The following is a 25,172-nucleotide window of genomic DNA, read 5'->3' as shown; positions in this document are numbered from 1 at the left end:
AATTAAAAAAGCCTAAATTATTCCTACTTATCTCCTAAGCTGCCTACTTCTTAAATTCCTAAATATGTAATTCTGGAAAGCTTCTTTAATGATCTCATATCTACTCTTGGAGTAATAAATTTTTGTTTTCATCACTTCTTTTAAATAGATAGAAAGCCACCATACTTAAAATTAGAGCACAAATACCAATAAAAAATATTGGCAGAGAGTATGGACCATATCTATGGCTTATAATACATGCGCCAAAACAATTATGTTCATAATAATAAAGATAAGCAATTAAGCCAGAAATGGATAATGATCCTCCAATCCCAACTAACACAGCCCCTAAGTATTGCCAGTAGGAAGAACGCGTAATTCACACCCCCCATGAACTTAAATTAATTATGTACTTCATTAAAACCACATTACAATATAAGTAAGCAGAGCATATAGAAAGAAACGATTGCAGTAAATACAATTATCCATATTATTTTACTATAATCGTAAATGTTCTTTCCGTTTATTTCTGGCATTGGAATAATGTAAACGAGAGCGAATGTAAGACTTATTATTAGCCCGACATTCCCAATTAAAGTTAAGCCATAGACAAAGAGTGTATAAAAAATAATTGCAAAGATAAATGGGACAAATACTGCTGTCAAAGATACCAAACCTAGTGAGCGTAATGTAAACTTCCGCGATTGATGACGTATTTGACTTGGCCATGAGAAAGGAGTATTAAAGATAAATGTTGAAATTAATAATGAGGCTATTCCCATGTACCATAAACGGTATTCACTCCAGACACCTTGGCTTTTAGCAACTACTCCTACAGCAATGTTTCTGACCAATTCAATAACTATACTTATCATTAGGATAGTAGGTATTATGAGAAAAATTTGGTCTAAAGTTTCTGCCCAAGCATAAGAAAAAGTAATTGTTAAGACTGTTAAAGACACAGCGAAAGAAAGTATTTCTTGTTTTGTCAACATAAAAGAAGTATCGGCTTTATTTTCAATAATTTTCTTGCGCTTTGAAGAAATGAATACAGTCAACCATCTTTTAAAAGTGTCAGGTAAAAGAATACTTATATCAATATATGAAGTCATTCCTGAAATACCAACAGTTAAAACGCCTGCAGCCAAGGCCCCTTCAACGGGAGGTGCCCAGGTATATTCTGGCTCTGGTTCTGGCTCTGGTTCTGGCTCTGGTTCTGGCTCTGGTTCTGGCTCAATGTACAACATCTGGCTTATTGTATTTACTATCTCAGTTGTATTAGAAACAATGCTGATCCATCCTGGTTTTGAGAAGGGTGGCGCCAATATTCCTGGTTGTGGATATACAGCGTAGTTTTTGTACCATTCGCTTGTTAAATCAGATATAGGATAGGTTATCGTACTAATCCCTTCTATATCCAATTCATCAAGCCCTTCACCTACCGCATTGTTAATGACAGCTATCAAATCATCACGAGCATCAATCATGCCGTCTCCGTCTAGATCGATTGTCGCGTTATAGTTTCTTATATTAGGTACGTTGTCGATTGCTAAATTAAACGCCTGTTTATTAGCAGTTTTAAAATTTGGAGAGTTACTGATTTCCTTCCACCCAAGGTATAATCCATCAGGTGTTGCAGTTCTACCATCGCTCTTAGTTATTAAAAGAACCTGTTGAACTATCGCCATATAATTGTCGCTATCTATGATTGTAGGTGGAATTTCGGTCTTCGCATAACCTTCGGCACTTGAGTAACCAAATTGAACTATTGTCAGTTCAAATGAGCCGTCTTTTGGCATTGTATTATTTATTACTCTTACTAATGCCTCTTTAATAGAATTCCATTCATTATTCTTTAGACTATATGAGCCGTCTATAACTAAGCATAACTGAGTTTTAACCGTATTATTGGCACTTGTAAAAGTTAAATTCACCATAAACATACTAAGCAATAATAATAAGATTAGAAAAAAACGTGCCTTCATGATTCTTAACTCCATTTTATTAACATAAATATTAATTTTTCTAAACAGATTTTAAAATAAAAAATAAGTTTTTACATTCACTTTTCATAGAATAATTAATAATATCAATGACAATTTAATTTCCTTAGCTCTGGATGAGTAGAGAAGTTCTTCAATAATATCTTCAAGCACATCATTTGCGCTCAAAAGAATCCATGATAGGTATGGTGGAGGGGATAATTAAGGATGACTAGGGAGTATGAGGGAGGGCGGTAGGGGATGGTCAGGGAGGGTCAGGGAGAATGATGTTTTCTTAAAATCATTTTTTTACTATAATGTAGACTATATAGTAATACTAAAAAAAGGTACTCTAAGACCTAACTAGGAATACCTGATACTCCTCCGTTATCCCTATGATCGTCTCTTGGCAACATGTCACTACCCCTCCTCCTATATCCACTAACCCTCAATCCCGTTGATAGCCCTTCTATACCTTTTCGATCTACCATTTACAGCATCTTATCAGCGATACTCTCTTTAGCTACAATTATATCACTAACAGATGTAGTTAGTGAATGTCAGATCTAGAAAAAAAGTATTGTTTCATGATCTGAAGAAGAGGGGAAGATGAAGCAAGGGATTATCCCATAGTTTCAAAATCTATGGACACTTCCTTATTTAAAGGAAATAACCATATATCTTGTAGAAGAAAAAATATGATTGATTAGGAACAAGATTCGAGGTCAATAATATTTATGAACTCCTTTTAAAAGAAGGTATAATTTCTTTAAAAAGGTCTAAAGAGAAAATGTAATTTATGAATCTTTCAACTTAAATAAATCCATACTCCGTAAAAGTGAATAAATAAAAATTGAAGCAAATGATCGATAATCGAATATCTAATAAAAAATCTAAATTAGTAGTCTTTGATATGGATGGGACACTGCTAAATGGGAGAGTTATCTACTCCATTGGAGAAAAGTTTGGAATTTTAGAGAACTTAAAAAGCATCATCAATAAAAGATTACCTCCCCTTGAAAAATCTAAGATTATAGCTAAGCAATTAGCTGGGTATAAAATTAAAGAAATATTTGAAGCAGTAAAGAAGATTCCACTAATGACAGGAGCTCTTGAAACGATTAATAAGATAAAACAGAGTGGATATCAAATGGGGATAATAAGCGATAGCTATACGATTGCTACATCTTACTTAGCTAAGAGATTCAATATGGACTTTGATATTGCTAATGAACTCGAGGTTCAAGAAGGAATAGCAACAGGACAGATTTCTATGCCTTTGGGTTGGGAAAAAGTTAATTGTGGGTGCAAACGTTCGGTATGTAAAAGATTTTTTCTAAGAAAATTTGCTTTTTTAATGGAGATTCCAATATCTAATTGTATTGCTATAGGAGATTCTTTAGGTGATTGGTGTATGTTAGAAGAAGCAGGTACAGGAATAGCTTTTGACCCTAAAGATGAAAAATTAGGCATTAAGTACGCTGATGTGGTCATAAAGGAACAGGACTTAAGACATATGTTAAATTGGATATTATGCTAATTTTCATATTAACGATATCATGAAAATTCCAGTTAATTAAAGAAGTTTGGGTCGAGCCATTTGTGGCTATTCCAATCCCCATCTCTTTGATGCAGATTATGAAGACGACTATTAGAAAAATGAATAGGGCAACTATGAAGTGGCTTATTGGGGATTATTGAGTCATTTTCTCATTGAGCATTATAAACAATTATATTTTATTTTCCAAGCTTCGATTCTTAAAAGAATTTCAGCCATTATCTTAACATAAGCTGTATCTGGTGCTACTCTCCTAATCAATGCTTCATAAAGTTTTACCAAGTTAATCAATTCTTCTGCTCTCTTTTTTTCTTTATTGGATAAAAACACCTCGATTCTTGTAGCATGTATAATACTTTCAATTAAAGCAAAAGGCGCTCGACAATAAACCCTTGGATACGCGCTTCTAATAGAATCTATCTTTTCTATTTTGCAAAGAAATCTAGCTCTATCTTTTTCTATATCTTCTGCTCCTATTATGTTCACTTCGATACATATGTCAACATATTTCTTTAATTTAGGAGCATCAATTAGATCAGATTTTTCGAACCATTCAGATGAAAATTTATTATCAAGATTCACATCTTTAAATGCTGTCTCATAATAAACTATTGGGTTAGCGGATAGATTGACTACAGCACATTTACGTAAAAGAATATTTTTGAAAGTTTGAGATTTAGTATAAGGTTTAATTATCAATTGTCGCATATCATCGGTCATAACTCCCATAGGGGCTGCATTCGGCATGCAGTCAGATCCATATGTGGAGATAATAGCTTCAAATAAACAATTTTTTATGAACCCCAGGTCAGATAAAATATTTTTAGTCGACATTTTATATACCTTTTACGGTAATGGATATCATAATTTACCTTTTCTCAAAATAAGATAGAACTTTTTCTTTCATCAATCTTATAGATTCGTTGGCATCGGATTCCATAGGAATGACTGCAACGAAGGACTTTGTGCCAAGATCGAAGAACCTTTCTATCTTTGTAATACATTCATCGGGAGTGCCATAGATGGAGAAGGCTTCTAGCATTTTTAAATCGACTGAAGAATAAGCTGATTCACGATCACCTCGCAATATTAATTCTCTGATTTTTACAGCATCATCTATTTCTATATTATGTATTTTCAAAATATTTTTCGAACATCCAGCCACTATACGAGCCACGATTGGCTTAGCTGCAAGTAATGCCTTTCTACTGTCTTCGGATATTGATAAAGGTGTAAACACCGCTATCTCTAGACAATCAATATCTTTATCAGAACTACTAACTCCTGACTTAACATGTTTTAGGGCTATTTGAAAATTCTTTGTGTGAGCAGTGTTGATAAGTACACCATCTCCTATTTTACCCGCTAATTTAGCCATCTTAGGTCCTTGAGCACCTAAGAAGATAGGAATTGACTCTGCTTTAAAGCTAAAGCCAGCACCATAGACTTTAAAAATTTCTCCCAAGAAGGTTATATTCTCTTCAGTAGTAATTCTCCTTATTATTTCGACTGCCTCTCTCATTGTCTTCAGTGGCATTTTTTGCTCAACATTAAGCATACTCATAGCGGTCTTATCGCCTACACCTATGCCACATATAACCCTTCCACGAGCAATTTCATTTAATGAGAGTAATGCTTGGGCTGTAACAATTGGATGAATGAGATATGGGTTTGTAACGCCTGGCCCTATCTTTATCCTTTTCGTATTGATGGCTATCGAAGTAAGACACGAATATGCATTTCTGTGCCTTATATGATCAGATACCCAAACATATTCAAATCCAGATTTTTCTGCAGATATAGCATATCTTGTAATCTCTGAGTAGTCATAAGCAGGTATGAATTCAATGCCAAACTTAGCCAATAATTTTACAACTCACTAAAAATAGGGGCATCTTGAAGATAATTTTTACCAGTCTTAAGGGCGATCTGAGCCTTCTGTAATTCGCTACCTATGTAAGCGGCATGGTCATAAAGTGAAACGAGATTTAGCTCTATCAATGTATGGTAAATCTCCTCTGCTTTCTTTCCTTTTACGATCAGACTGCATCCATTAAGATCGTAGCTTGGATAAAACATGGTAACGATCTCGTTTTCATCTCTGTCCAATAGTATCTTAAAGCATCCTTTCGGATCCATCTTTCTTTCTCGATCGTTCTTAGATTTGATCACTTCTACATTTCCCTCTATTCTTCTATCATAGGGTTCTTCCATCAACTTCTTTTCTTTCATAACAAGTAAATCAAGACCGAGATCTTTTGGTACAGAAGATCTTTTCTTGGACAAGAACATTAATCGGGATGCGACAGATAGCTCGTTCACACTACCTCTCGTCTTATCACTTACTTCTGTAGTTAGAAGTATACTAACCCCTAACTCGGATGCTATACCAGTGAGCAAAGCATTTACACCTATTGTATCAGCATCTAGAAGTTCTGTAACGTTCCCTACACCCATCAAAAGAGGCACATCAGGGTTCCTCCTCTTGAACTCATTAAACGCTACTAAAGAGTTTACAACCCCTAGAGAGATAATAGGGTTGAGGATCAAATCCGCTATTATATTATTCATTCCAAGTTTTCTAGCTTTTCTAATATTCTCTTCGATGAGGTTGACCTTCTCAAAGGGTTCCTCGGGGAATTGTTGTTTATCATAATTAGTTGGAATAACCACTATAGTTGAACTTGAAGCAAAAGAAGCCATCTCTTCAATATTACTACCATCAACGCTTAAGATCAAATCAGCACCTGCTGATATAGCAGCTTCAGCCTCCTTTGGATCCATTGTGTCTATACTTATTAGGGAGTCCGCTGTAGATCGAATAGCCTTGACAGCCCGCTTAGCGTCATCAGGTCTACATTCTCCCGAAATCATACCTACGTCTATAATATCTGCCCCTGATTTAACATAATACTTGGCTTTTTTTATAATCTCTTTATCGGTTAATTGAGGAGCATCAACAATCTCAGCCATTATTTTTACTGGAAAGTCTTTACCGATAGGGAGGTCTCTTATGAGTTTATTCCATGGTCTTTTTAAAAGTTCATCTTTATATCGATTTATAGTCTCAATCTCTTCAAGGGCTCTACGCTTCAGCTCCTCTTTGAGTAATTTATCAGCGGGTAATGTCTTGGATAGTTTGACTTTTCCAAGAAGATCAAGTACGAGGGGTATATCTGCAGCATATCTTGGACCTTTAAAAGTTGGGATGCCGATTTCGTCTATTAAGGACACGTTCCCAGAAATGAGTCCGGGGATGATTACTACATCAAAATCCTTAACCTTTCTTATCTTCAACTCTTGAAGTATAAATTGAGGTTTTAACAAAGCAGCTACAGATGTTGAAAGATCCATTATTTCAAACTCTACGTTACTCTCACTCGCATATTTTTTCACCATCTTCTTGGCTAACTGTCCTGTTATTAGAAGAACCCTCATTGAATCCTCCTCTATACAGTATTCTAAAGTGCATGATATCCCTTTATATTTAGTTATACTTCCATTTTTAAAATGATTTCTGGAATAATAGGTGGATCATAAAATCTTCATCAACCCTGTCTCAATGAGGTTTAGGTTAGAATTTATTCCTTGTTTAGGATCACTTAAGTGTATTTTTTACCCAAGATTTCCTTAGCTGGAAGTGTTATGCCAATGACAAAAAGCACGGCCCCAATTATAAAGGTTATAATACTGGGTGCCAAATATCCGATTACGATACGGTATCCTATCAAGCTTCCCCAAAGTATGATACCAGCTATCAGGAGGGCGTACCAGGACCATTTCTCAGCTCTGCTATAGCTCTTATGGGTTATGAGAATAATAAGTAGACTTATCAGGAATATTTCAATCCCGAATAGTCTTTTCGTTGTGAGATACAGCTCTGCCGGTTTGGGGCTGCTGGCTAAGAAATCAGACCAACTCTGGCCTGTATATGCTGCAAAATCACTCATGAACATCGATTCTGTCAGGAATATCCAAAATAGTGAAACAGCGAGGGCGTAAATCCCCATGGTGAACATGACTTTAGAGCCAATCTTAACCGATGGCGCTTGCATCTTTCTCACATGCAACATAATGTGTAAATATATTAAATTATCTAAAGTCGATTCTTGATCTTGATTTCAAAGATTTCCTGCTTAAGTTCCTGTATACCTAGTCTCAATAAGTTTGGGAATATTAGAAAAAATAGAGAAGTGGGCTTATTTCAAAGCCCTTTCTAATAATTCTTTCCATACTTTTAAGGATTGCTCGAAATCTACAATTGGGATTGCTTCGAAGCTGAGCATCAAACTATATGGCTCCTTTGCCAAGATATCGTTAAGTTCTTCATGTGATTCTACATCATAGATTCCAATTCCCTCACTTTTCCCAGCGAAGGTGTATGTAGCCAGAGATTTGCCCTTTTCTTCAAGAGCTTTCTGATATTCCATCGAAGCTGGTATTAAATCCAATGCTTTCTTCATCATTTCTGGAGGCATCGGGTTTAGGCACCACTTTACCAAGAACTTCATATTTTGTCGATAAGATAAAGGATATTGTGATAATTAAATATTAGCACTATATACCATAAGCTAGCAAAGAAAACTTAAATCATGAGTAACCTATATGGAAAAAATTTGGAGAGTGATGAATATACCTACATTCTTGGAGATCTCTAGACATTCACCTGAGAACTGCCCTGTATACAACGAAAAAGTCAAAAAAATGTTGCTGCCGGGTATAAACCAACTAGAGGGATTGTTAAAGAAACACGGAGTCAAAATGATTGGAGGCTGGTCTGTATTTACGGAACACCTAACATTCATAGTCTATGAAGCCCCTAGTTTTGAGGCTTTGCAAAAATTCGAAATGGAATGGGAAGAGATTACAAAATCGTCTTCATATATGACGACTGAAATAAAATCGGCAACAAGCATGGAAGAAGCAATGAAGATGCTGAAATAAGCCAAAAAAACAAATTAAAGTCAAATAAAACCCCCCACCTTCCTTTTTTTCTAAAAAAGGTGTAGGGACCCTTAAGGCTTAAGTCCCTTAAGAACTTAACAGGGTCCCAATAGGTTTGGAAGACAGATCTGGCATTAAAATTTGGTAGTCTATGCTGATAGGATACATTACTAAAGGTCTATTTTCAGACCTCTATTATTTAGCTAAATGTTCTGTTATTTATTGAAACTTATCATTGATCTATTTTGGCTTCTCGATTAACTTCCTTTTCTGCATTATCGTCCCATCATCATAGTGAGGCATACGAAGAACACTATCATTATTCTTTTCAATCTCGCGTGCTTCATCAGCTAATAATGCAGCAGTACGCATCATCTCATGGGAAGCAGCGACTAGTGCGGTGTACCTTTCCCATTCTTTCACCATAAAGCATCCTTCAACGCTTAAATCAGCAACTCTTCTAGCTATCTCGTATGCAGCCATAGCCTTCACTTTTGCATAAGGATTTTGAAGCCCAGAAGCTGATATTGCTATATCTTTGTCTATTATCATCTTTGGTAAATTGGGTGTCTCGCCCTTCTTATAAGCATCTATAATCTTGTCCATCTCTGAACATAGAATATTGAAGACCCCTGTTACTGACAATATTTTTATTAGGTCCGCATTGAATAGAGCCATCTCAATAGGGTCTAAGAACTCTCTCCTGGCACCAATCATCGAATCGGCCAAAACTATCATATATCCTTGACCCAATTCTTCTATCTCTTTTGTCGCTTTTTTAGCAGGACTATCTGAAATGATTATTGCGGGAATCCCTGCTTCTTTTAGCACTTCTCGAATTTTACCTGGACCTGGAAGAGCAGCATTTGGGCTAGTTGAAACAACAAAGTCTGGTTTGTAGTCAACCATATTTTTGGTGATTTCTATCGCTTGTTCAACATCCATCTTTGCGCCAGTAGTTATAACTCGTACATCAATATCCTCTCTCTCTGCTCTCTCATCAAGTAGTAGTTCGATCATAGGTGCAGAACCTATATTGCCTATTTTTACAAATCCAATCTTTACGACCAACCTATCTTTCACTCCATTGCCAACAATTAATGAAAAGTTACGATATTGATAAGCCTTATGTATACATAAAAGCTTGTTCGTATTTAAGGTCCAATATATTAAATCTCAATTTCGAGTGAAAGATAAAATCTTCGTGATTAAATATTTACTTACTTGAGTTATTTAGCAATATACATATAGTTGTTAGAAAAAAGGAGTTTTAAAAGGAAGGAATCTCATGTGATTTCGAAAAAAGAGTTGCCAGATATACATGGTAAATACCCTGAAATCAACCTCTCTTTAAATAAGGTCGGGATTGTCGGGCTAAAGATGCCTATAGGTTATATTTCACTTAAGAACAAACCTGTGATTGTAGTTCCAACATTTGATGTCTTTATTGACTTACCCTCTAGTCAGAAAGGGATACACACGTCCAGAAATTATGAGGTAATTACAGATGTCTTAAGTAAATATGTTGGCAAGATGTATAAACTTGAAGATGTTTCTGTTGCTATATCAAAGGAACTGCTTGAGAAACATGAGTATGCAACTCGATCTGAAGTAAAAGCACACGGAGAAGCCATCTTCGAACGAGAGACTCCAAAGACGAGGATTCTGAGTTACGAACCCTTTAAGATGATGGCGAAAGCTTATGCAAAAAGAAGAGCAGATGGTTCTATCAGTGCGAAAAGAATGATCGGTATTGGTTTGACAGGCATAACTGCTTGTCCTTGTGTCAAAGAGGTTTTAAAAAAGATTTCAGAAAAAGAGATTGAGAAACTTGGTATAACGACAAATAAAGTAAGGAAGATTATGAATAAAATCCCTATGGCAACTCATATGCAACGTGCCCAAAGTTCGATTATTATAGAAATACCCGATGGAGTTGAGATGGATGCCATACGGTTGGTTCAGATAATTACTGATTCTATGAGTTCATCGACTTTTGAAATTTTAAAAAGATCGGATGAGGCTGAGTTAGTACTTCGCGCAGCATTTAATTTAAGGTTCGTTGAAGATTGCGTCCGTTATATGATGTATTATGTTATAAGGGATTTTCCTGACTTTCCCGATAGTACATATCTGATGTTTAAGGTAAGGAGTATGGAAAGCATACATCAACATGATATGGTCGCTAAGAGGAAAACAACTTTGGGCGAGATAAGAAATGAACTAAATTCAAATATTGAGACTAAGTGTTAATCTATGACCACCGAGGAATCTGCCAATAGATATTTCGATAAGAGCATTACTGATAGGGAGAGGGCAATATTCGAGGGAGCGATAGCCCTAGGCGCGATATACCATCAATTTGTTGGCACACCTATCTGTAAAGATAAGAAGGTTATAGGAGCCCTAGAAGAGACTATCGGCAAGACTATGCGATTACAACCTTATAGAGAAAGCGTAGAAGTTAAGATAAATACTGATCTAATAAAAGGACAGAAAAAACATCCATATGATTATGAGACTCTTAAAGGCAAGCATTTAGATTTAAGGGTGAAGACAAGATATGGTAGTGCTAAGGCAACTGTAAGAATGAGATACATTCCTAAGATAGATTTTACGCTTATGTATATAGAGAAATTGGAAGAAGTTTAGACACATATTTAGGAAAGTATAATAGGAAATAGATTGCTTTTAGACTTTTTGTAAAAGCTATGGATGCCCCATTAGCCTTCATTATTGCCAGTACAATAGTTATAATCGGCTTTTTAGGTAACTACTTCTTTAAGAGGACAGGGATACCAGATGTCATAATATTGATCTTAATTGGCTTTCTAGTTGGACCGGTTCTCAACTTGATAGATAGATCAGGTTTTGAAGGTGTCGCACCAATTTTCACTCCTTTAGCTATCGCAGTTATTCTCTTTGATGGTGGTTTAAATCTAAATTTGTATGGTGTTCTAAAGGAGAGCCCCAGGGCAATTGTTCTTGCCTCTTTGAGTATTTTAACATCAATAATAGCTACATCTATTTTTACAGTTTTGGTTTTTGAGTGGGAACTTATGCATGGTTTACTTTTAGGTGCCATTATAGGCGGTTCAAGCTCAGCTATCGTAATTCCGCTTGCATTTAGGATTAACGTTAGCCAAAAGGTCTCAACCTTACTTAGCCTAGAATCCACATTTACAGATGCGATATGTATAGTTGTAGCTATAGCCATTCTACAGCTCATGACATTTCCAAGTCAAACTGAAGATGGATTCAACTTAATAATAAGAGGCATAGCTTCGGGCCTTTCTATTGGAATCGTAGTTGGCTTTATCGGAGGGATATTGTGGCAGAGAGTTTTAAGTAGTTTTACAGATGAGCCATATGGAGATATTCTTACTCTCGCCTTAGCTCTATTGATTTATGGATTTGCTGAAGAAATAGGTGGTACTGGAGCTATATCTGCTTTGGTCTTTGGACTTGTTCTCGGGAACGAGATTAAAATTTCGGAGACGATTCATATTGGCCATCGAGTTGAAACCAATAAGATGATGAAAAGATTTCACTCGGAGATCTCATTTGTTATTCGGACTTTCTTCTTCACATATATGGGCATTATTCTTTTATTCAATAACTTATACCTTATTTTAGTGGGCGTAGCTATTTCATTTCTTTTGCTCTTAATTAGGTATGGAGCTGTTTTGTTTACTACCATCAAAGCACCTATTTTAAAGATAGATAGAAGCGTCTTAACAGTCATGTTACCACGCGGTTTGGCCGCGGCTGTACTTGTAGAATTACTTGTAGAATCTGGAATAGAAAATGCTATACTTTTTAGAGAAATAGTACTTACAGTCATCGTATCTACTGTATTAATTTGCACAGTAGGTATATACTTTCTGAAAGCCCGTTACTATCGTGAAAGCAGAATTCAGAAACCTGAAGAGATTCTATGATTTAATATAGTTTAGAATAAAAATAATCAAATACAACTAATTTTCTGAATAGATGGTGAGAGCCAACATGAATGCCTTGAAGCTGTTGGTCAGTATAAATGAAGTTGACGAGGCCATAGATGCAATTAAAGGAGGAGCAGATATCATAGATGTAAAAAATCCAAAAGAAGGTGCGTTAGGTGCGAACTTCCCTTGGATAATAGCAAAAGTAAAAAATATCATTGGGCAGAGAGCTCAGATAAGTGCAACGATAGGAGATATGCCAAACCTTCCAGGAACGGCCTCTCTTGCAGCATTGGGAGCTGCATTTTCAGGCGCAGATTATATTAAAATCGGTTTATTTGGACCGAAGTCTTTTGATGAGGCACTTTATATGATGAGTAACGTAGTCAAGTCTGTTAAGGGTTTTAGCTCTAGAGTGAAGGTAGTTGCCGCAAGCTATGCCGATTATGTGGAATTCGGTGGAATAGATCCTCTACTACTGCCAAGTATAGCATTTAAAGCTGGAGCAGAAGGAGTGTTGATTGACGTTAAAAATAAAGGAGAATCAAATCTATTTAACTTTCTTAATCCATCTCAAATACGCCTTTTTGTCAATGAATCACATAAACTTGGTCTGATAGCTGCATTGGCTGGAAAATTGGGCAAGGAGAACATAGTTCAAATTCAAGAACTGGGCGCCGATATTATTGGTGTAAGGAGGGCGGTTTGTAACAATCACAATTTCCATATTGGAAAAGTTCAGGAAGTTCTCGTTTCTGACTTTTTAAAAATAATGAAGTTGCTTTAAGTTACTAAAATATTAATAAACTAATCTTCTTTGCTTGGACGGATTAAAACGATTGGACGATGCTCGACTCTATCTAGCATCCCCCAAGTAACCTTCGTAAGGTCCACACCAAACTTTTCTGCAACATCCCATGCTGTCCTCCCTGCCCCCGATCTCCTTACTTTATGGGCAATTTGTGAGATATCTAATGCTTCATCTAGGTCCATATTGGAGCTAACAGCTAAGGGTGTTGCCCTATACTTGAGCCTTAGGCTTCTCCCAATAATATAGTTAATAAAAGCTCCTTTGGAAATAATGCCTTTCATCGGTCTTGGGAGAGGTGTGAAGTGCAAATTATACCAAGAATAAGTCATATCTGTATCGACAATCATTATACTTACCTTTTTTCCCGTAATTCTCTGAATTTGAAATTCAATTTTCTCTAATTCTAAATAGGGGTCTTCTAGAGGCAAGCATGCATAGGAAAAAGGGAGGTTGCTTACATCTATCCCTCCTTCTGATCCATGCCTTAAAGATTGTAAAAATCCCGCGTACATAAGTGCCACTTGCTTATGTGCCGCCCCTTCCTTTTTAGGATACCTCCGAAGACGATAGACATTCTTTAACTTTAAATGGCATATTTTTGCTAATATGTATCCCCATATGTATCTCATCCAAAAATGGGATAGGAATTTAGCGAGCAAACTTGGTTTAATTTTGCTTTCATCGATCAAACTTCCTTTTGCAACGGATATTGCCTTCTCAGATAATGTTAAAATATCCCCATCTTCAATCTTATCGATTATTGAGTTTGTTATGATGTCAATATAATCGTCGCCGGGTTTCCAATATTTTGTTTTTATTGGTATCGCTATATAGCGCATAAAATGGTGCACCTCCTACGGAATTATTTTTGTGTAAAGATCTTTTCTACCATCTAATACGCTCTCAATTCTTACAGGATGATTTCCATTTACTACATAACATACAAGTTGATTTTCAATGAGAATTTTTGGAAGAAATCTATCTACACAACTTTCCATATTTTCATTTAATAATTTCTCTGCAGAAATCCTTTTGAAAATCTTTGCTCTGCATTTTTTTTTAGGGTCTGCTGTGAAGATTCCGTCAACATCCTTTACTAAAAGGAATTTTTCAGCCTTTAATGATGAAGCTATCATAGCTGAAATAGAATCTGAAGTTACATTCCATGAATGTTCTATAGAACCTAAGGAAAACATGATCTTTGATGGGAGAATGATGGCCAATCCTTTTTTATATTCTAAAGCTTCATCAAAACTATAAATCAGAATAGCTTCTCTTATGATATCCTTTAGAAGCAATCCGTATTGATCCATTGCTAAGATGCTCATTTTATGAGCGATATCATCTGACAGTTTAAATTTATTATAGAAATACCTCACAGTATCTGCAAAATCTCCCCCTCCAGGAACAATAATTATATCATGTTTTTTGGAGATGAGACTTAATTTTTGGCATAACCGAACTAGACTGCATTGGTTTTTAGCCAAGCTACCCCCTATTTTTATTATTGAGACCATTCTATCTCTTTTGCTCCTTGATTATAAGCTACTATCGATGCTACAGCTACAGAAGGGGTAACGATAGATGCATCTTTACCTATAATCTGTGCTAGGTCAATAATATTCTTAAACCCTAACTTTTCTCCTAATCTTCTGCCCAGAAAGTCTCTCCCAATCCCGGTTATGACAAGAGATATATTATTCTTAATTAAGGGTTTTATCGAATCATACACCTGTGTAAGTCCATCTGCTATTTTGTCCAATTGTTTTCTATGTACATAATCGGCAATGGAAAATATATCATCCTCTTTTAGCATGTATGTATCTGCACATACCAATCTTGATAATCTAGAAAGAGCTTCGCCCCGAGTCTTTCCCCTACCGTCTGCTGTTTCAGTTATATAATCGTCTTGTTTTAAGTTCCCAAGAATAAGGTGTACATCTCCAGAGAGCGCGAAAAGCTCTGAGGATACCCTTGTTTTAAGCCCTTTTACTAGAATCTTCTCAACGATAGTTGCGACATTTGTCCTAAGTGCACCGCTATATACAAGTTCCCCAGTTGCAAGTCTATCCAAATCGGTTTTTCCTATCGCCATAACTTCTCCGTTAATGATAGGGATTATGTCGGTGGTAGTACTACCAACATCTAAAAGAATACAGTCTTTTACCAATTTAGAAACCATCCAAGCTGTACCAGCCCAGTTTGCGCTGGCTACCTTCAAATGTTCTTCTTTGGCTTTTTCAATAGTTAAAAGATGAGCGTTGACATCTAGCACAAATATCAATTCTTCAGGGAAGACTTCTTCAATACAATCTAGTATATGGCTAACACCATCTTTTTTTGTTATATAGATATCAGAAAGCTCAGCAGTCATAGTCACACCAATAAAATCAACGTGGGAGTCTCTAACTAACTTAGTTTTCAACTTCTTTAACGTAAAGGGTAGCTTCTCTTTACCCTTAATCCACAATGGAAAATAATGTCTAATTGTTTTAAGAACATATGCTTTCTTCTCCCGAATCTCCATTAATGTAGCTTTAATATTTGCTCCACCAATATCCCATCCAATGATCTGCATTTACTTCACATCTGATTCAACTATTCTTCGAAGACGGTTTTTTACTTGTGTAAATTTAATTTTGGCTTCTTTAATGTCCCTTCCTTTTGTAATGTAAAATGCATAGTTATTATTATTGATAGGAAACGGAGGTGCTAAAACTTCTTTCATCTTGTAAGTTTCTTTAAGCAAATCTTTATTGATTAATGGTAGAATCTGTTTTGAGAAGAGAGCGCATCCAGAAGTGTTGAAATCTCCTGGCAACCTATTTTCAAGAGAAGCCTCAACCATCATTTTAGCTACGTTCAGATTAGATACCTCCCTTAAACCCAGATAAGATACTGTCAGACGGGGGTTAATTTCGATCAATACAGGTCCACTCTTTGATAAGACAATATCCACTCCTACATAACCTCTCAATCCTCTGAAAAGTTCTACAGCCCTTTTTGCTGTATATAATGCAACTTCTTTCAATGTGTGATCCAAAGGAACTAAACCACCAATATATTCTGAGATTTTTCTAGGTCGATTAAGGGCAATCATCTGAAGATTCAAAGTGAGAGGTACTGCTTTCCCTTTATTTGAAATTAGACTGACGCTTGCATGGACGCCCCTTACCAACTTTTGTATTAGGTATGTACGAATACCAGCTTCCATCATTATCTTGTTTATTGCCTTTGGCAAATGGAAAACATCATACAAGATGCTTAATCCACAACAACCGATGCTCTCTATAGGCTTTATAACGAGAGGGAAATCCATCTCTTCAACGATTTTTTGAGCTTTTTCTAATCCTTCATCAATTTTAACACATCTAGTCTCCGGTACTATAAACCCCCTATCTTCCAATTTTTTATAAAGTCTCAATTTGTTACTTACACTTACAATCGAAGGTATTGTGCAATTTATTGATGCAACGCCTATCTCTTCGCTTAATCTTAAAAGATCAATGAGTATGCAATCTGATTCTGGCGCTATCAAGAATGAAGCATCACTATCTTTTAACAAATCTTTAAATTTGATTTTAAATTCTCTATAAGAATCTGTTACGTAAATCCTATCTGCTTTCAAAGGAGGTTGAAATTTAGCAAGCCTTGAGTCTAATAAGGTAGAGGTGCAATAGCCTGCTTCTTTAAAATCTCTTAAAACTGAGTGAAGCATGCTATAGCCTTCACTTAATACGCTTGAGGACAATGTTCTTTCTGATAAACCACCGCCAGACAGATACTCTACAACAGCAATCTTCAAATTGTATTTTTATTAAATTGTTCTGGTAAATGAGGGTTATCATTTATCTAAACAGTTCAGGTTATATCCTTCTTAAATGAGAGAAATTGTGTTCCTTATTATTATAGATGGAATTTTTACCAATACTTGCAACTATAGTATTGATTAAATTACTTCAATGGTTCACAAATTTTTTCCAAACTCTCAAGACTGAATCTTGTATTAGCACAACCATTTTTTGTAAGAAAAATTCCTTGTCCAACTAGATTTACCTTTTTGAGATATTCCATACCCAATTTAAGTTCTTCACAACAAGCAACTCCGATAATTCCTTCATAATTTTTTTTAAGTAGTTTGGGGATACAAGAGCTTCCTGGTATGACATAAACGTCATAACCTCTTTTTTCTGCTAAAATTGTTGCTTGATTAACAAGACAATCATAAGAACAATGAGCACAAAAAAAAGATGGAACTTCAGGGTTGAAACGAGCTTGACATCTATTATCCATAAATTTTCTTGAACAATGAGGTAAGAAAATAGCCCTTTTACTAGTTTTTAAAAACCTCTCTTTTTCAGTAAGATTATTTATATAAACATCTATCAAGTCTCCGACAATTATTAAAGCGTCAGAGATATTTAACCCAGTCATCTCTCCAATTCGAAATTTCTCAACCAAATATTGTACTTTTTCTCCAATTTCTCTATGTAATTTTCTTTTATTGGAAAATTTAGCAAGTTCTTGAAAAAATGATTGAGATAAGTGTGATAAATCGAATGTAAACTTATATGGCATACTTAGTTATCCCTTGTCAAACAATATTATAATGCGTCAGCAATTTAAAAAATCCACATAAATAAAAGTTTATACTGTAAAAATAAACAAAGACTAAGGAAATATTTCTTCCTCAGGCATGCATTTCTTGTGGATCCATCTCTCCTTGTACTTGACTATCTCCTGACCTACCTTAATGTCACCCTCACATTCTGAGCACTTTGTCTTATATCTGGCTCGCACAAAAAACCCCCATATTTCTTATTTTCCTTTAGATGAGCTATCTTCATTAAATTGATGTTTAACCTCTTTCATTCACAAATGATGTGTCAATTTTACGGGTTAAGTAGCCAAATATAATAATTGAGAACCAACGCAAAACTGACCCAAAGTATATATGGAAGTAGCAGGGCTCCCGCCTTTTTGGAGATCCTAACAAACGCAATTATTGTCAAAGCAATTGTAATCCAAAGCACAATTATAATAACAAAACCGTAAAATATTGAATGTAGCCCAAAGAAAATGATTGACCACAACATGTTTAACACTAGCTGAATTATAAAAATAAAAATCGCTGCTTTTACCCCTTTGGATTCTAGCCCCTTAATCCATATTAAATACGCTGAGACGCCCATGAGACCAAAGAGAATTAGCCAGACAGGGGCAAAAAGCCAGTTTGGCGGATTAAAACTCGGCTTCTGAAGCGAAGCATACCAAGTAGGAATCGACGGAGATGTAAATACTGAACCAACAACACCCGCTAACTCACACAGCACGATACTTATGATAAGTTTTCCAACATTCCCAAGGCGCATCTAGACACCTACAATATGTTCTCCCACTGCCTTTTTAAAACAATCGAAAATTTGTTATAAGAAAAGGCCAACTCACAATCCTATGACTCTTGGGCGCAATAGTTATTATAAATTTGTTCGAATCCCTTTACGTTACGCCACACAGTCTAAAAACTCACTTGTTTTTAGACCAAATTGAGCAACAAAAAATTCAGGAACTACTAAGTATCTGTTGCTATCTTCTAGGCAATAATGACGTACATGCTTTAAATTATACTCTTTAAAGTCTTTAATACAAAGATAATTTTACCTGAGAGGATAGATATGGCTGAACTACAGTGGGTGATTGAAGTACGCTGCGTCAATGCCCTCCTAGCTCAAATCAAGGTAGGAGAGAGAGGTCAACATTTTATCATTGATATTCCAGCAGGAGATTTCGATCCCTCTGAATTTGCGAAGTTTATAGAAGCCGTAGAAGTAGCTAAAGATCTGGGCAAGAAGCATTATGAAAAGACAAAGACGAAAGCTCACGTAACCAGTCACGATACTGCATCGGCATCGGATGTAAAGATAATTGAGAAAAGAGAACTGTATGACATACAGCTACTGAGTACTGGTGAACTAGCCTTGGTCACCATAACGACACCACAAAAATTCTTTGCCCCCTCTGAGCTTAACCGATTCCTACAAGACCTTAAAAAAGCTCAACAGAAGATGGATAATTTAAGGGAACTCTAACGCAACCATCTGAATCCAAACATTTTAAGTGATTCCCGTAAAAAAACTTCCGATAATATGCTAATAGATTGAGATAAAAGATAATTCATGAAAGTAGTAAAAGCTTGAGGTCAATCGGATTCCCCTGAATCAATCTAACATCGTATTCATATCGCAAAAACACAGCATAAATAAAGGTTTACTAGTAAAAAGAACTTACAAAATGAGAGTAATTCCTGTTATTGACATAATGGGTAAATTAGTAGTTCATGCCGAGTATGGTAAAAGAGAAAAATATCGACCATTAAAGAGCTTTTTATGTAAAACTTCTTCTCCGATGGATTTAGCTCTCGCTCTAAAGTCGAATTTTGGTTTTAATGAATTGTATATCGCAGATTTAGACAGCATTTTAGGACGTAGTCAGAATATCGAGATTCTGCGTCAGATCTCTGAATTAGGTGGTTTAGAGGTCATGGTCGATTCAGGTATTAATAATGTATTAAAAGTTAAAGAACTTTTTCAAGTTGGCATTTCAAAGATCGTTGTTGGAACAGAAACTCTGAAAAGTATTGAGAATTTAAAAGATATTCTTGAATTCGCTGGATATGAAAATGTTGTAGTTTCAATAGATATTTTGAATAAGAAAATCTTCTCGAAGTGTAAAAGCATAGCAAGACTGAGTCCCAAATCATTTACAAAAAAACTAGAATTGATAGGTGTAGAGGAAGTTATCGTTCTCGATCTCTCGAAAGTAGGGAGTGGATCAGGGGTAAATATCGAGTTATCAAAAAAAGTCGTGAATTCTGTGAGTGTTCCCGTTATTTTTGGAGGTGGTGTTAATAGTATCGAAGATATTATTGAACTACAGAAATGTGGTATATCTGGTGTACTGGTTTCTACAGCTCTACATACTTCAAAGATAACGAAGAAAGATCTTATGGGACTATAAGCTATTTTACAGTCCCAAATAGAGTCTAATATGCTTAAACTATGTGTTTATCCGTAGTGTGCGGCTATGGGTGTAGATCTCATAATGTATCTTTCAGGTATCTTAAAGTTCTGCATCGACACCGTATAGTAGTCATCAAACTTACCAGCCAATTCGCTCTCCATCGCATTCATTAGATCGCTAGGTACATTAGGCTTGACCCAGTATACCCTTCCATCGATAGATTTGACGGTCTCTCCGTCCTTTACTACTATTTCTCCTTCTTTGATGGTAAACATGGCCTTACTGAAGGCTTTTCGTAATTGTTTGTAATCCTTCGATGGATTTATCTCTTTAGGATCCATATCATATATGGAGATATCTGCATCTGCACCGACTCCAAGATGTCCTTTATCCTTCAATCCTAGTATCTTGGCGGTTGCTGCCCTAGTCGTTGTAGCTATCTCGTAAAATGAATATTCACGATCCATACTTTCTAAGTTAGTTTTGGATTTTGCTCTTTTTGGGATTTTGTTAATAATCCTTTGCCTAGCTTCTTTACTCATCAGCCAAGATAGTAATTTTGGATAGTTGGTGAAAGGCCCGCCATTTGGATGATCTGTTGTAATGAAGACTCTCCAAGGATCTTTAGCAAATAAAGCTAATTCCAAACCGATTGCCCACATTACTGCATGGACGAAGTTATTCCTTTTATAGTGCATTGGTACAATACCTGCGCCAGACTCAACTTCTACATCAGCATTTGTCCATTTATTTTTGGTAAGTCGATAAAGTCGATACTCGAAAGGTCCATCACCTGTCATCGTAGTTGTATTAGTGAAAATAACTTGTCCTAGATCCATAGATACATGTTTATTGGCATTAACATACTTCATTATTTCATAGGCACCAGATCTGAAATTTACCCAGTCTGAGCCACCATATCCATTGAATTGAACGTGAGTCATATGAATTATTGGCTTGTCTCCATCAGCGAGATCCTTCACACAGTCCATTGTTTCTATTGTTGTCTGATAATTACCAGGTGTACCTAGACCATTTGGATGGACATGTATTGGATGAGGCAGATTTAGGAGCTTATTTACCTTACATAAGCCTCTTATTATATCTCTAGACGTTATTCCAAAGCGTGGGACTTGTTGATCCATTGTTTGTGGTCTACCCCACAATATGTCCAGAAACTCCACATCTCCCCATTTCCAAGCCTCAACAGCTCCTGGGTCTACAATCTTTATTGCATAACCCTTTGTCGCATTAAGAACCCAAGCGACATAAGCTGCGCATTCATCAAGTTTGTTTTCCATCAAATACTCCCAGACAAACCAATTATTTCCGAAGAGTACGAAACAAGATTTATCGAGAATAGGTATATCTCTGAATTCATGATGGCAATGCAACATCTTTATGGGTGAATTTGCAGGTTCTATAGCAGTAGTGTAGCCCATCTCAGCGTATCTGTATCCCATTACAAAGCTTGATGGGGTTGAATAACCTCCTCCTGAACGCTTTATTTGAGTCTTGGGTGCGACATCCCCATAGTGATCTTCCGGACGCAGTATTCTTCCGGTATTCATCTTTGGTCCTGCTATATGAGTATGCACATCAACTCCTCCGGCCATTACAAGCTTATTCGATGCATCTATCATGTATGCCTTTGATTCATCGACCATATCCACTATCTTATTATCTTTAATAGCGATGTCCATAACTTCTCCATCGATCTTATTAATAGGATCGTAAACTACTCCATTTTTTATTAATAATTCCATTTATATCACCCCCTCATAGATCTTATCTTTTCCAATATCATACTTATTATCTCTTCATCAGAGTATATCCCTGGTGGAGGCTCAAGGACCTTTTTGAGTCGCAAAGGAACAGCATCCATTCTATAGGCTGAACCTTCAGCTTCTATCCCTGTAAAAGCGGAGGGTATCACAATATCTGCAAGAAGAGAGCTAATAGATGGATGGGGGTCTATGACAGCAAAAGGTATTTTACATAAGTTTCGAGCTATTTCTTTTGGGAAATGTGCAACGGGGTCAGAAGCGATTATAAGTGCTGCATCACACTCCCCTCTTCGTAAAATATCCACAAATGAGGTCTCTCCAGGGTTATACCATGGATAACCATGGCTTAAATCTACAGCATAAGCATAGCCTGTCTGCCAAGCAGTTACTTCATTCATACCAGTTACGTTATAATGTCCTCTCATAGGAATTATACTGAATTTTGCCCATTTATTCAGATCACGAACTAAGGAAACAGCTGCATCTATGTTTCGTTCCTTTCCTCGACTCATAGTGAGACCTAGTCCAAAGAATATGATCCCGAATTCACAGTTTCTCAATAATTCAGCAAATTCTTCGACTTTCTCTATCGGCAAGCCAGCAACGCTTTCTTCCTCGATCTCATCAAAGTTTAAAATCACACGTAATGCAGACATAAGTTCAAAGTCCTGACCAGGTTCAATCTGTAAGAAAAGATCTGCTTGTTTAGTACTTTTTGTCTTCCTTACGTCTATGATCACCATCTTCCTCTCCTCTCTTTCTTTTCTAAACCTTCCCTTTGATAAAACGCTGTATCTTTTTAGATGTCTCGGATGAGCTTCTTCAGGGTTGCATCCCCAGTATACGATCAAATCGGCCCTATGTCTGACTTCTCCAAGAGTGCAAGTAGGCATTCCTACATCGTGTAAGCCTAAGGCAGTAGGACCGTGGCATGTTACGGTTTGATTATCGATGACCCCACCGATTTCTTCGGCTAACTCTACGCCTAAACCTTGAGCTTCACAACTCGACAAGGCCAAACCGTAAATAGCTGGGTATTCTGCATTTACTAAGATTTTGGCAACCTTTTCTACTGCTTCTTCTAGGCTAATAGGAATCTGATCTCCATCTTTCTTTATCAAAGGTGATGGGAGCCTATGTTTATGGAAGTTTAAGAATTTAGTAGCTGAGATTGAACATGAATTTTTTACTTTCTTTATTTTATTGTCCTCAACTGTAACGATAATATCATCACATACGCATCCACATATCGGGCATACTACATCTTCTATTACAGCCATTTTTTATTCCTCTACTAGGTTGGTCAGTAATTGCTTTATATCTAAAACTTTTTCCTCTGGAGCTGCCTCGACTTCAGCTGATGCTCCTTTAAATGTTGGCATACCTGTACTATCAGTGCTTATGCCTATAAGTGAACTCGCATAAGGTCCATAAGGAATAAAGATTATGCCAGGCTTTGGAATATGATCTGATGGAACACATTTAACAACAATGCTACCGAACTTTGTTGTAACACGTATAAGATCTCCTTCTTTTAGACCTGCATTCTCCATATCATTAGGATGAACTTCACAGATGGAAACACTTTCCTTATATCTATCAGAAGTCTTACTGACTTCCTTTCCCATACCTTGTTTTAAGCTCCTGCCAGTCAATAATGTAGCCTTAAATCCCCTCATAATTTTCAAAAAATCTAGTTCTTAACCATTTAACTATTTTTCTCTATTAGATATTTCAATTTTTTATAGATATTATAGTAAAAATTACTGATTTTTTGATGATTACTCATGTAGTTAACTTTATTTATTGATATTTATTGATATTTATTCATTAATTTTGTCTTTTATTGATGGTTAATCGGTTTAATATACTCCACTCCTTTTCCAGAGAGAGAGCCTACCAAAACACGATAATATACTTCTTGAGATCTTTTATCGACTACCTTCTCCAATTTTCCTCTCACGATTATTTCCTCCCCTATCTCAAAAATTCCACTGTATACACCTTCATATACAGTAACCTCTCTTATATCATGTAATTCAGGGCCCTCTTCTACAATTACCTTTTGTACTGAATAAGTATGAGGAAGAAAGAGAGAGTCTGATATTTCAGAGATCGTTGCCTTTATCTTTATCACACATACAGGAGTGAAAATTTTATCCCCATATTGTTCTGTAATTTCTGAATCGAGTTTTACTGGATGTATTGAGAAATTCGTTCTTTCAAATAAACCATAATTCCACTTCCTATCATATAACTTTTTGGCTTCATCCAAGGTTAGTGGATAATCTTCAACCTTCTCTTTACACCATCTATTCAAAGAATCTCCATGAAGCTTACTGATATCTTTCTCTTTCTCTTCGTATAAAGATAAAAGTGTCTCTTTAATCTTTAAAGAATTTTTTCTTCCATAAACTGTAAGGTCTATATCTGAACATTCTAATCTATGGATATCTATTAGGATCGATCCTGTCACACCGATAGAGCTCACAGGTGTACCGCTTTTTTCTGAAATTAGGGTGACTAGTTTAATCGCTTTGTTTTGAAGAAGATCAGGTTTTTCAAGTTTAAATATCTGTTCAAGTCTTTGCTCGGGACAAAAATACTTCATTATCCTTTTGTGGGGCACAGCAGACATCCAAGTATTAAAGATGTCGGAATAGAAAATGTAATCTGGATAATCTTTTCTCAATATATTAATATTTTTAATTAGATAAGGTATAGTATACGAGGGCATTGTACGAGAATACTTTGCTGAAATGTTACCCCATTCACCAGAAGTATTGGGCATATACCTGATGTAAGACAGTATCTTGTCATCTGGATGCAAATATCCGACAACACAAAAGAAGAGGCCTTCAAGACTTTGTATGAAGTCCTTATCTTTGAACTTTCGTTTAATCATTTTAATTATTTTTGAAGTAAGTAATAGTAACTATTTATTCGAATCGTTGTATAAAAGATTATGAAATATTGGCTATCATGAAGTCTGTCAGTTTATTTCCCAAAAGTATGCGGTGGTGATCTTCATAGGTATTAATTACTCTCTCAATTTTACCTTGGGCAATCACAGTCTCTCCATTCTTTGCTTGCTCACAGAATCGCCCCCTAAATGATGCTATCTCTTTTAAGTCATTAACCTTATTT

The 25,172-nt window shown here is 36.0% G+C and carries 25 protein-coding genes; 8 read left to right on the top strand and 17 right to left on the bottom strand.

What is annotated here, in order from left to right; all coding sequences use genetic code 11:
• Positions 1-407: 407 nt before the first annotated feature.
• On the bottom strand, positions 408-1,916 hold the full coding sequence (locus tag L6N96_05535; GenBank protein ID MCP8323622.1) for a VWA domain-containing protein: 1,509 nt from the start codon (positions 1,914-1,916) through the stop codon (positions 408-410).
• A gap of 907 nt (positions 1,917-2,823) precedes the next feature.
• On the opposite strand from L6N96_05535, the gene L6N96_05530 reads away from it, so the two are divergent.
• On the top strand, positions 2,824-3,501 hold the full coding sequence (locus L6N96_05530; protein MCP8323621.1) for an HAD family phosphatase: 678 nt from the start codon (positions 2,824-2,826) through the stop codon (positions 3,499-3,501).
• Positions 3,502-3,681: 180 nt separating this feature from the next.
• Here L6N96_05530 and L6N96_05525 read toward each other — a convergent pair whose 3' ends face one another.
• From L6N96_05525 to L6N96_05505, 5 genes are all read right to left on the bottom strand, one after another.
• The gene (locus tag L6N96_05525; protein ID MCP8323620.1) at positions 3,682-4,353 is read right to left on the bottom strand and encodes a DUF447 family protein; all 672 of its coding nucleotides are present in this window, start codon (positions 4,351-4,353) and stop codon (positions 3,682-3,684) included.
• A gap of 34 nt (positions 4,354-4,387) precedes the next feature.
• The gene (locus tag L6N96_05520; protein MCP8323619.1) at positions 4,388-5,383 is read right to left on the bottom strand and encodes a 5,10-methylenetetrahydromethanopterin reductase; all 996 of its coding nucleotides are present in this window, start codon (positions 5,381-5,383) and stop codon (positions 4,388-4,390) included.
• Positions 5,384-5,388: 5 nt separating this feature from the next.
• Positions 5,389-6,957 carry a dihydropteroate synthase-like protein gene (locus L6N96_05515; GenBank protein MCP8323618.1) on the bottom strand — a complete coding sequence of 523 codons (1,569 nt, stop codon included), beginning with the start codon at positions 6,955-6,957 and terminating at the stop codon, positions 5,389-5,391.
• Between the two features lie 164 nt (positions 6,958-7,121).
• Positions 7,122-7,574, bottom strand: a complete 453-nt coding sequence (locus L6N96_05510; GenBank protein MCP8323617.1) for a hypothetical protein — start codon at positions 7,572-7,574, stop codon at positions 7,122-7,124.
• Between the two features lie 144 nt (positions 7,575-7,718).
• Entirely contained in the window at positions 7,719-8,021 is a 303-nt protein-coding gene (locus tag L6N96_05505) for a muconolactone Delta-isomerase family protein (protein ID MCP8323616.1), read from the bottom strand.
• A gap of 124 nt (positions 8,022-8,145) precedes the next feature.
• On the opposite strand from L6N96_05505, the gene L6N96_05500 reads away from it, so the two are divergent.
• Entirely contained in the window at positions 8,146-8,463 is a 318-nt protein-coding gene (locus L6N96_05500) for a GYD domain-containing protein (GenBank protein MCP8323615.1), read from the top strand.
• A 240-nt stretch (positions 8,464-8,703) separates the two neighbouring features.
• Here the strand turns inward: L6N96_05500 and L6N96_05495 are convergent, their stop codons facing one another.
• Complete coding sequence (locus tag L6N96_05495) at positions 8,704-9,546, bottom strand: F420-dependent methylenetetrahydromethanopterin dehydrogenase (GenBank protein ID MCP8323614.1); 843 nt, start codon at positions 9,544-9,546, stop codon at positions 8,704-8,706.
• Positions 9,547-9,753: 207 nt separating this feature from the next.
• On the opposite strand from L6N96_05495, the gene mptA reads away from it, so the two are divergent.
• From mptA to L6N96_05475, 4 genes are all read left to right on the top strand, one after another.
• On the top strand, positions 9,754-10,716 hold the full coding sequence (mptA, locus tag L6N96_05490; GenBank protein MCP8323613.1) for a GTP cyclohydrolase MptA: 963 nt from the start codon (positions 9,754-9,756) through the stop codon (positions 10,714-10,716).
• A gap of 3 nt (positions 10,717-10,719) precedes the next feature.
• Positions 10,720-11,115 (top strand): dihydroneopterin aldolase family protein, encoded by a 396-nt coding sequence (locus tag L6N96_05485; GenBank protein MCP8323612.1) that lies wholly within the window; start codon positions 10,720-10,722, stop codon positions 11,113-11,115.
• Between the two features lie 59 nt (positions 11,116-11,174).
• Positions 11,175-12,404 carry a cation:proton antiporter gene (locus L6N96_05480; protein ID MCP8323611.1) on the top strand — a complete coding sequence of 410 codons (1,230 nt, stop codon included), beginning with the start codon at positions 11,175-11,177 and terminating at the stop codon, positions 12,402-12,404.
• Between the two features lie 67 nt (positions 12,405-12,471).
• Complete coding sequence (locus L6N96_05475; GenBank protein ID MCP8323610.1) at positions 12,472-13,194, top strand: (5-formylfuran-3-yl)methyl phosphate synthase; 723 nt, start codon at positions 12,472-12,474, stop codon at positions 13,192-13,194.
• A gap of 20 nt (positions 13,195-13,214) precedes the next feature.
• Here the strand turns inward: L6N96_05475 and L6N96_05470 are convergent, their stop codons facing one another.
• The 5 genes from L6N96_05470 to L6N96_05450 all read right to left on the bottom strand — a co-directional run bounded on the left by L6N96_05470 (position 13,215) and on the right by L6N96_05450 (position 17,796).
• A complete protein-coding gene (locus tag L6N96_05470; GenBank protein ID MCP8323609.1) occupies positions 13,215-14,057 on the bottom strand; it encodes a coenzyme F420-0:L-glutamate ligase in 843 nt (280 codons plus the stop codon).
• A gap of 15 nt (positions 14,058-14,072) precedes the next feature.
• Complete coding sequence (locus L6N96_05465; GenBank protein ID MCP8323608.1) at positions 14,073-14,705, bottom strand: hypothetical protein; 633 nt, start codon at positions 14,703-14,705, stop codon at positions 14,073-14,075.
• 17 nt (positions 14,706-14,722) lie between these two features.
• Complete coding sequence (locus L6N96_05460) at positions 14,723-15,796, bottom strand: hypothetical protein (protein MCP8323607.1); 1,074 nt, start codon at positions 15,794-15,796, stop codon at positions 14,723-14,725.
• Positions 15,797-17,023: an ATP-grasp domain-containing protein gene (locus L6N96_05455; protein ID MCP8323606.1), complete on the bottom strand. Its 1,227-nt coding sequence runs from the start codon at positions 17,021-17,023 to the stop codon at positions 15,797-15,799.
• 149 nt (positions 17,024-17,172) lie between these two features.
• Positions 17,173-17,796 (bottom strand): DUF116 domain-containing protein, encoded by a 624-nt coding sequence (locus L6N96_05450; protein MCP8323605.1) that lies wholly within the window; start codon positions 17,794-17,796, stop codon positions 17,173-17,175.
• Between the two features lie 1,097 nt (positions 17,797-18,893).
• On the opposite strand from L6N96_05450, the gene L6N96_05445 reads away from it, so the two are divergent.
• Together L6N96_05445 and L6N96_05440 are read left to right on the top strand one after the other, a co-directional pair.
• On the top strand, positions 18,894-19,307 hold the full coding sequence (locus L6N96_05445; protein ID MCP8323604.1) for a hypothetical protein: 414 nt from the start codon (positions 18,894-18,896) through the stop codon (positions 19,305-19,307).
• A gap of 202 nt (positions 19,308-19,509) precedes the next feature.
• On the top strand, positions 19,510-20,235 hold the full coding sequence (locus tag L6N96_05440) for a HisA/HisF-related TIM barrel protein (protein MCP8323603.1): 726 nt from the start codon (positions 19,510-19,512) through the stop codon (positions 20,233-20,235).
• A gap of 47 nt (positions 20,236-20,282) precedes the next feature.
• On the opposite strand, the gene L6N96_05435 is transcribed toward L6N96_05440, so the two are convergent.
• From L6N96_05435 to L6N96_05415, 5 genes are all read right to left on the bottom strand, one after another.
• Positions 20,283-22,004, bottom strand: a complete 1,722-nt coding sequence (locus L6N96_05435; GenBank protein ID MCP8323602.1) for a formylmethanofuran dehydrogenase subunit A — start codon at positions 22,002-22,004, stop codon at positions 20,283-20,285.
• Positions 22,005-22,009: 5 nt separating this feature from the next.
• Positions 22,010-23,305, bottom strand: coding sequence for a formylmethanofuran dehydrogenase subunit B (locus L6N96_05430; GenBank protein MCP8323601.1), 1,296 nt, complete (start codon positions 23,303-23,305; stop codon positions 22,010-22,012).
• A 3-nt stretch (positions 23,306-23,308) separates the two neighbouring features.
• Positions 23,309-23,704, bottom strand: a complete 396-nt coding sequence (locus tag L6N96_05425) for a hypothetical protein (protein MCP8323600.1) — start codon at positions 23,702-23,704, stop codon at positions 23,309-23,311.
• 164 nt (positions 23,705-23,868) lie between these two features.
• Positions 23,869-24,930 (bottom strand): hypothetical protein, encoded by a 1,062-nt coding sequence (locus L6N96_05420; GenBank protein ID MCP8323599.1) that lies wholly within the window; start codon positions 24,928-24,930, stop codon positions 23,869-23,871.
• A 58-nt stretch (positions 24,931-24,988) separates the two neighbouring features.
• Positions 24,989-25,172 (bottom strand): hypothetical protein (locus tag L6N96_05415; GenBank protein ID MCP8323598.1); only part of this gene is annotated, 184 nt, incomplete at its 5' end.

This window comes from Candidatus Methylarchaceae archaeon HK02M2 (assembly GCA_024256165.1).
Lineage (GTDB): Archaea > Thermoproteota > Nitrososphaeria > Nitrososphaerales > JACAEJ01 > HK02M2.
This window is presented reverse-complemented; position numbering and strand designations above follow the sequence as displayed.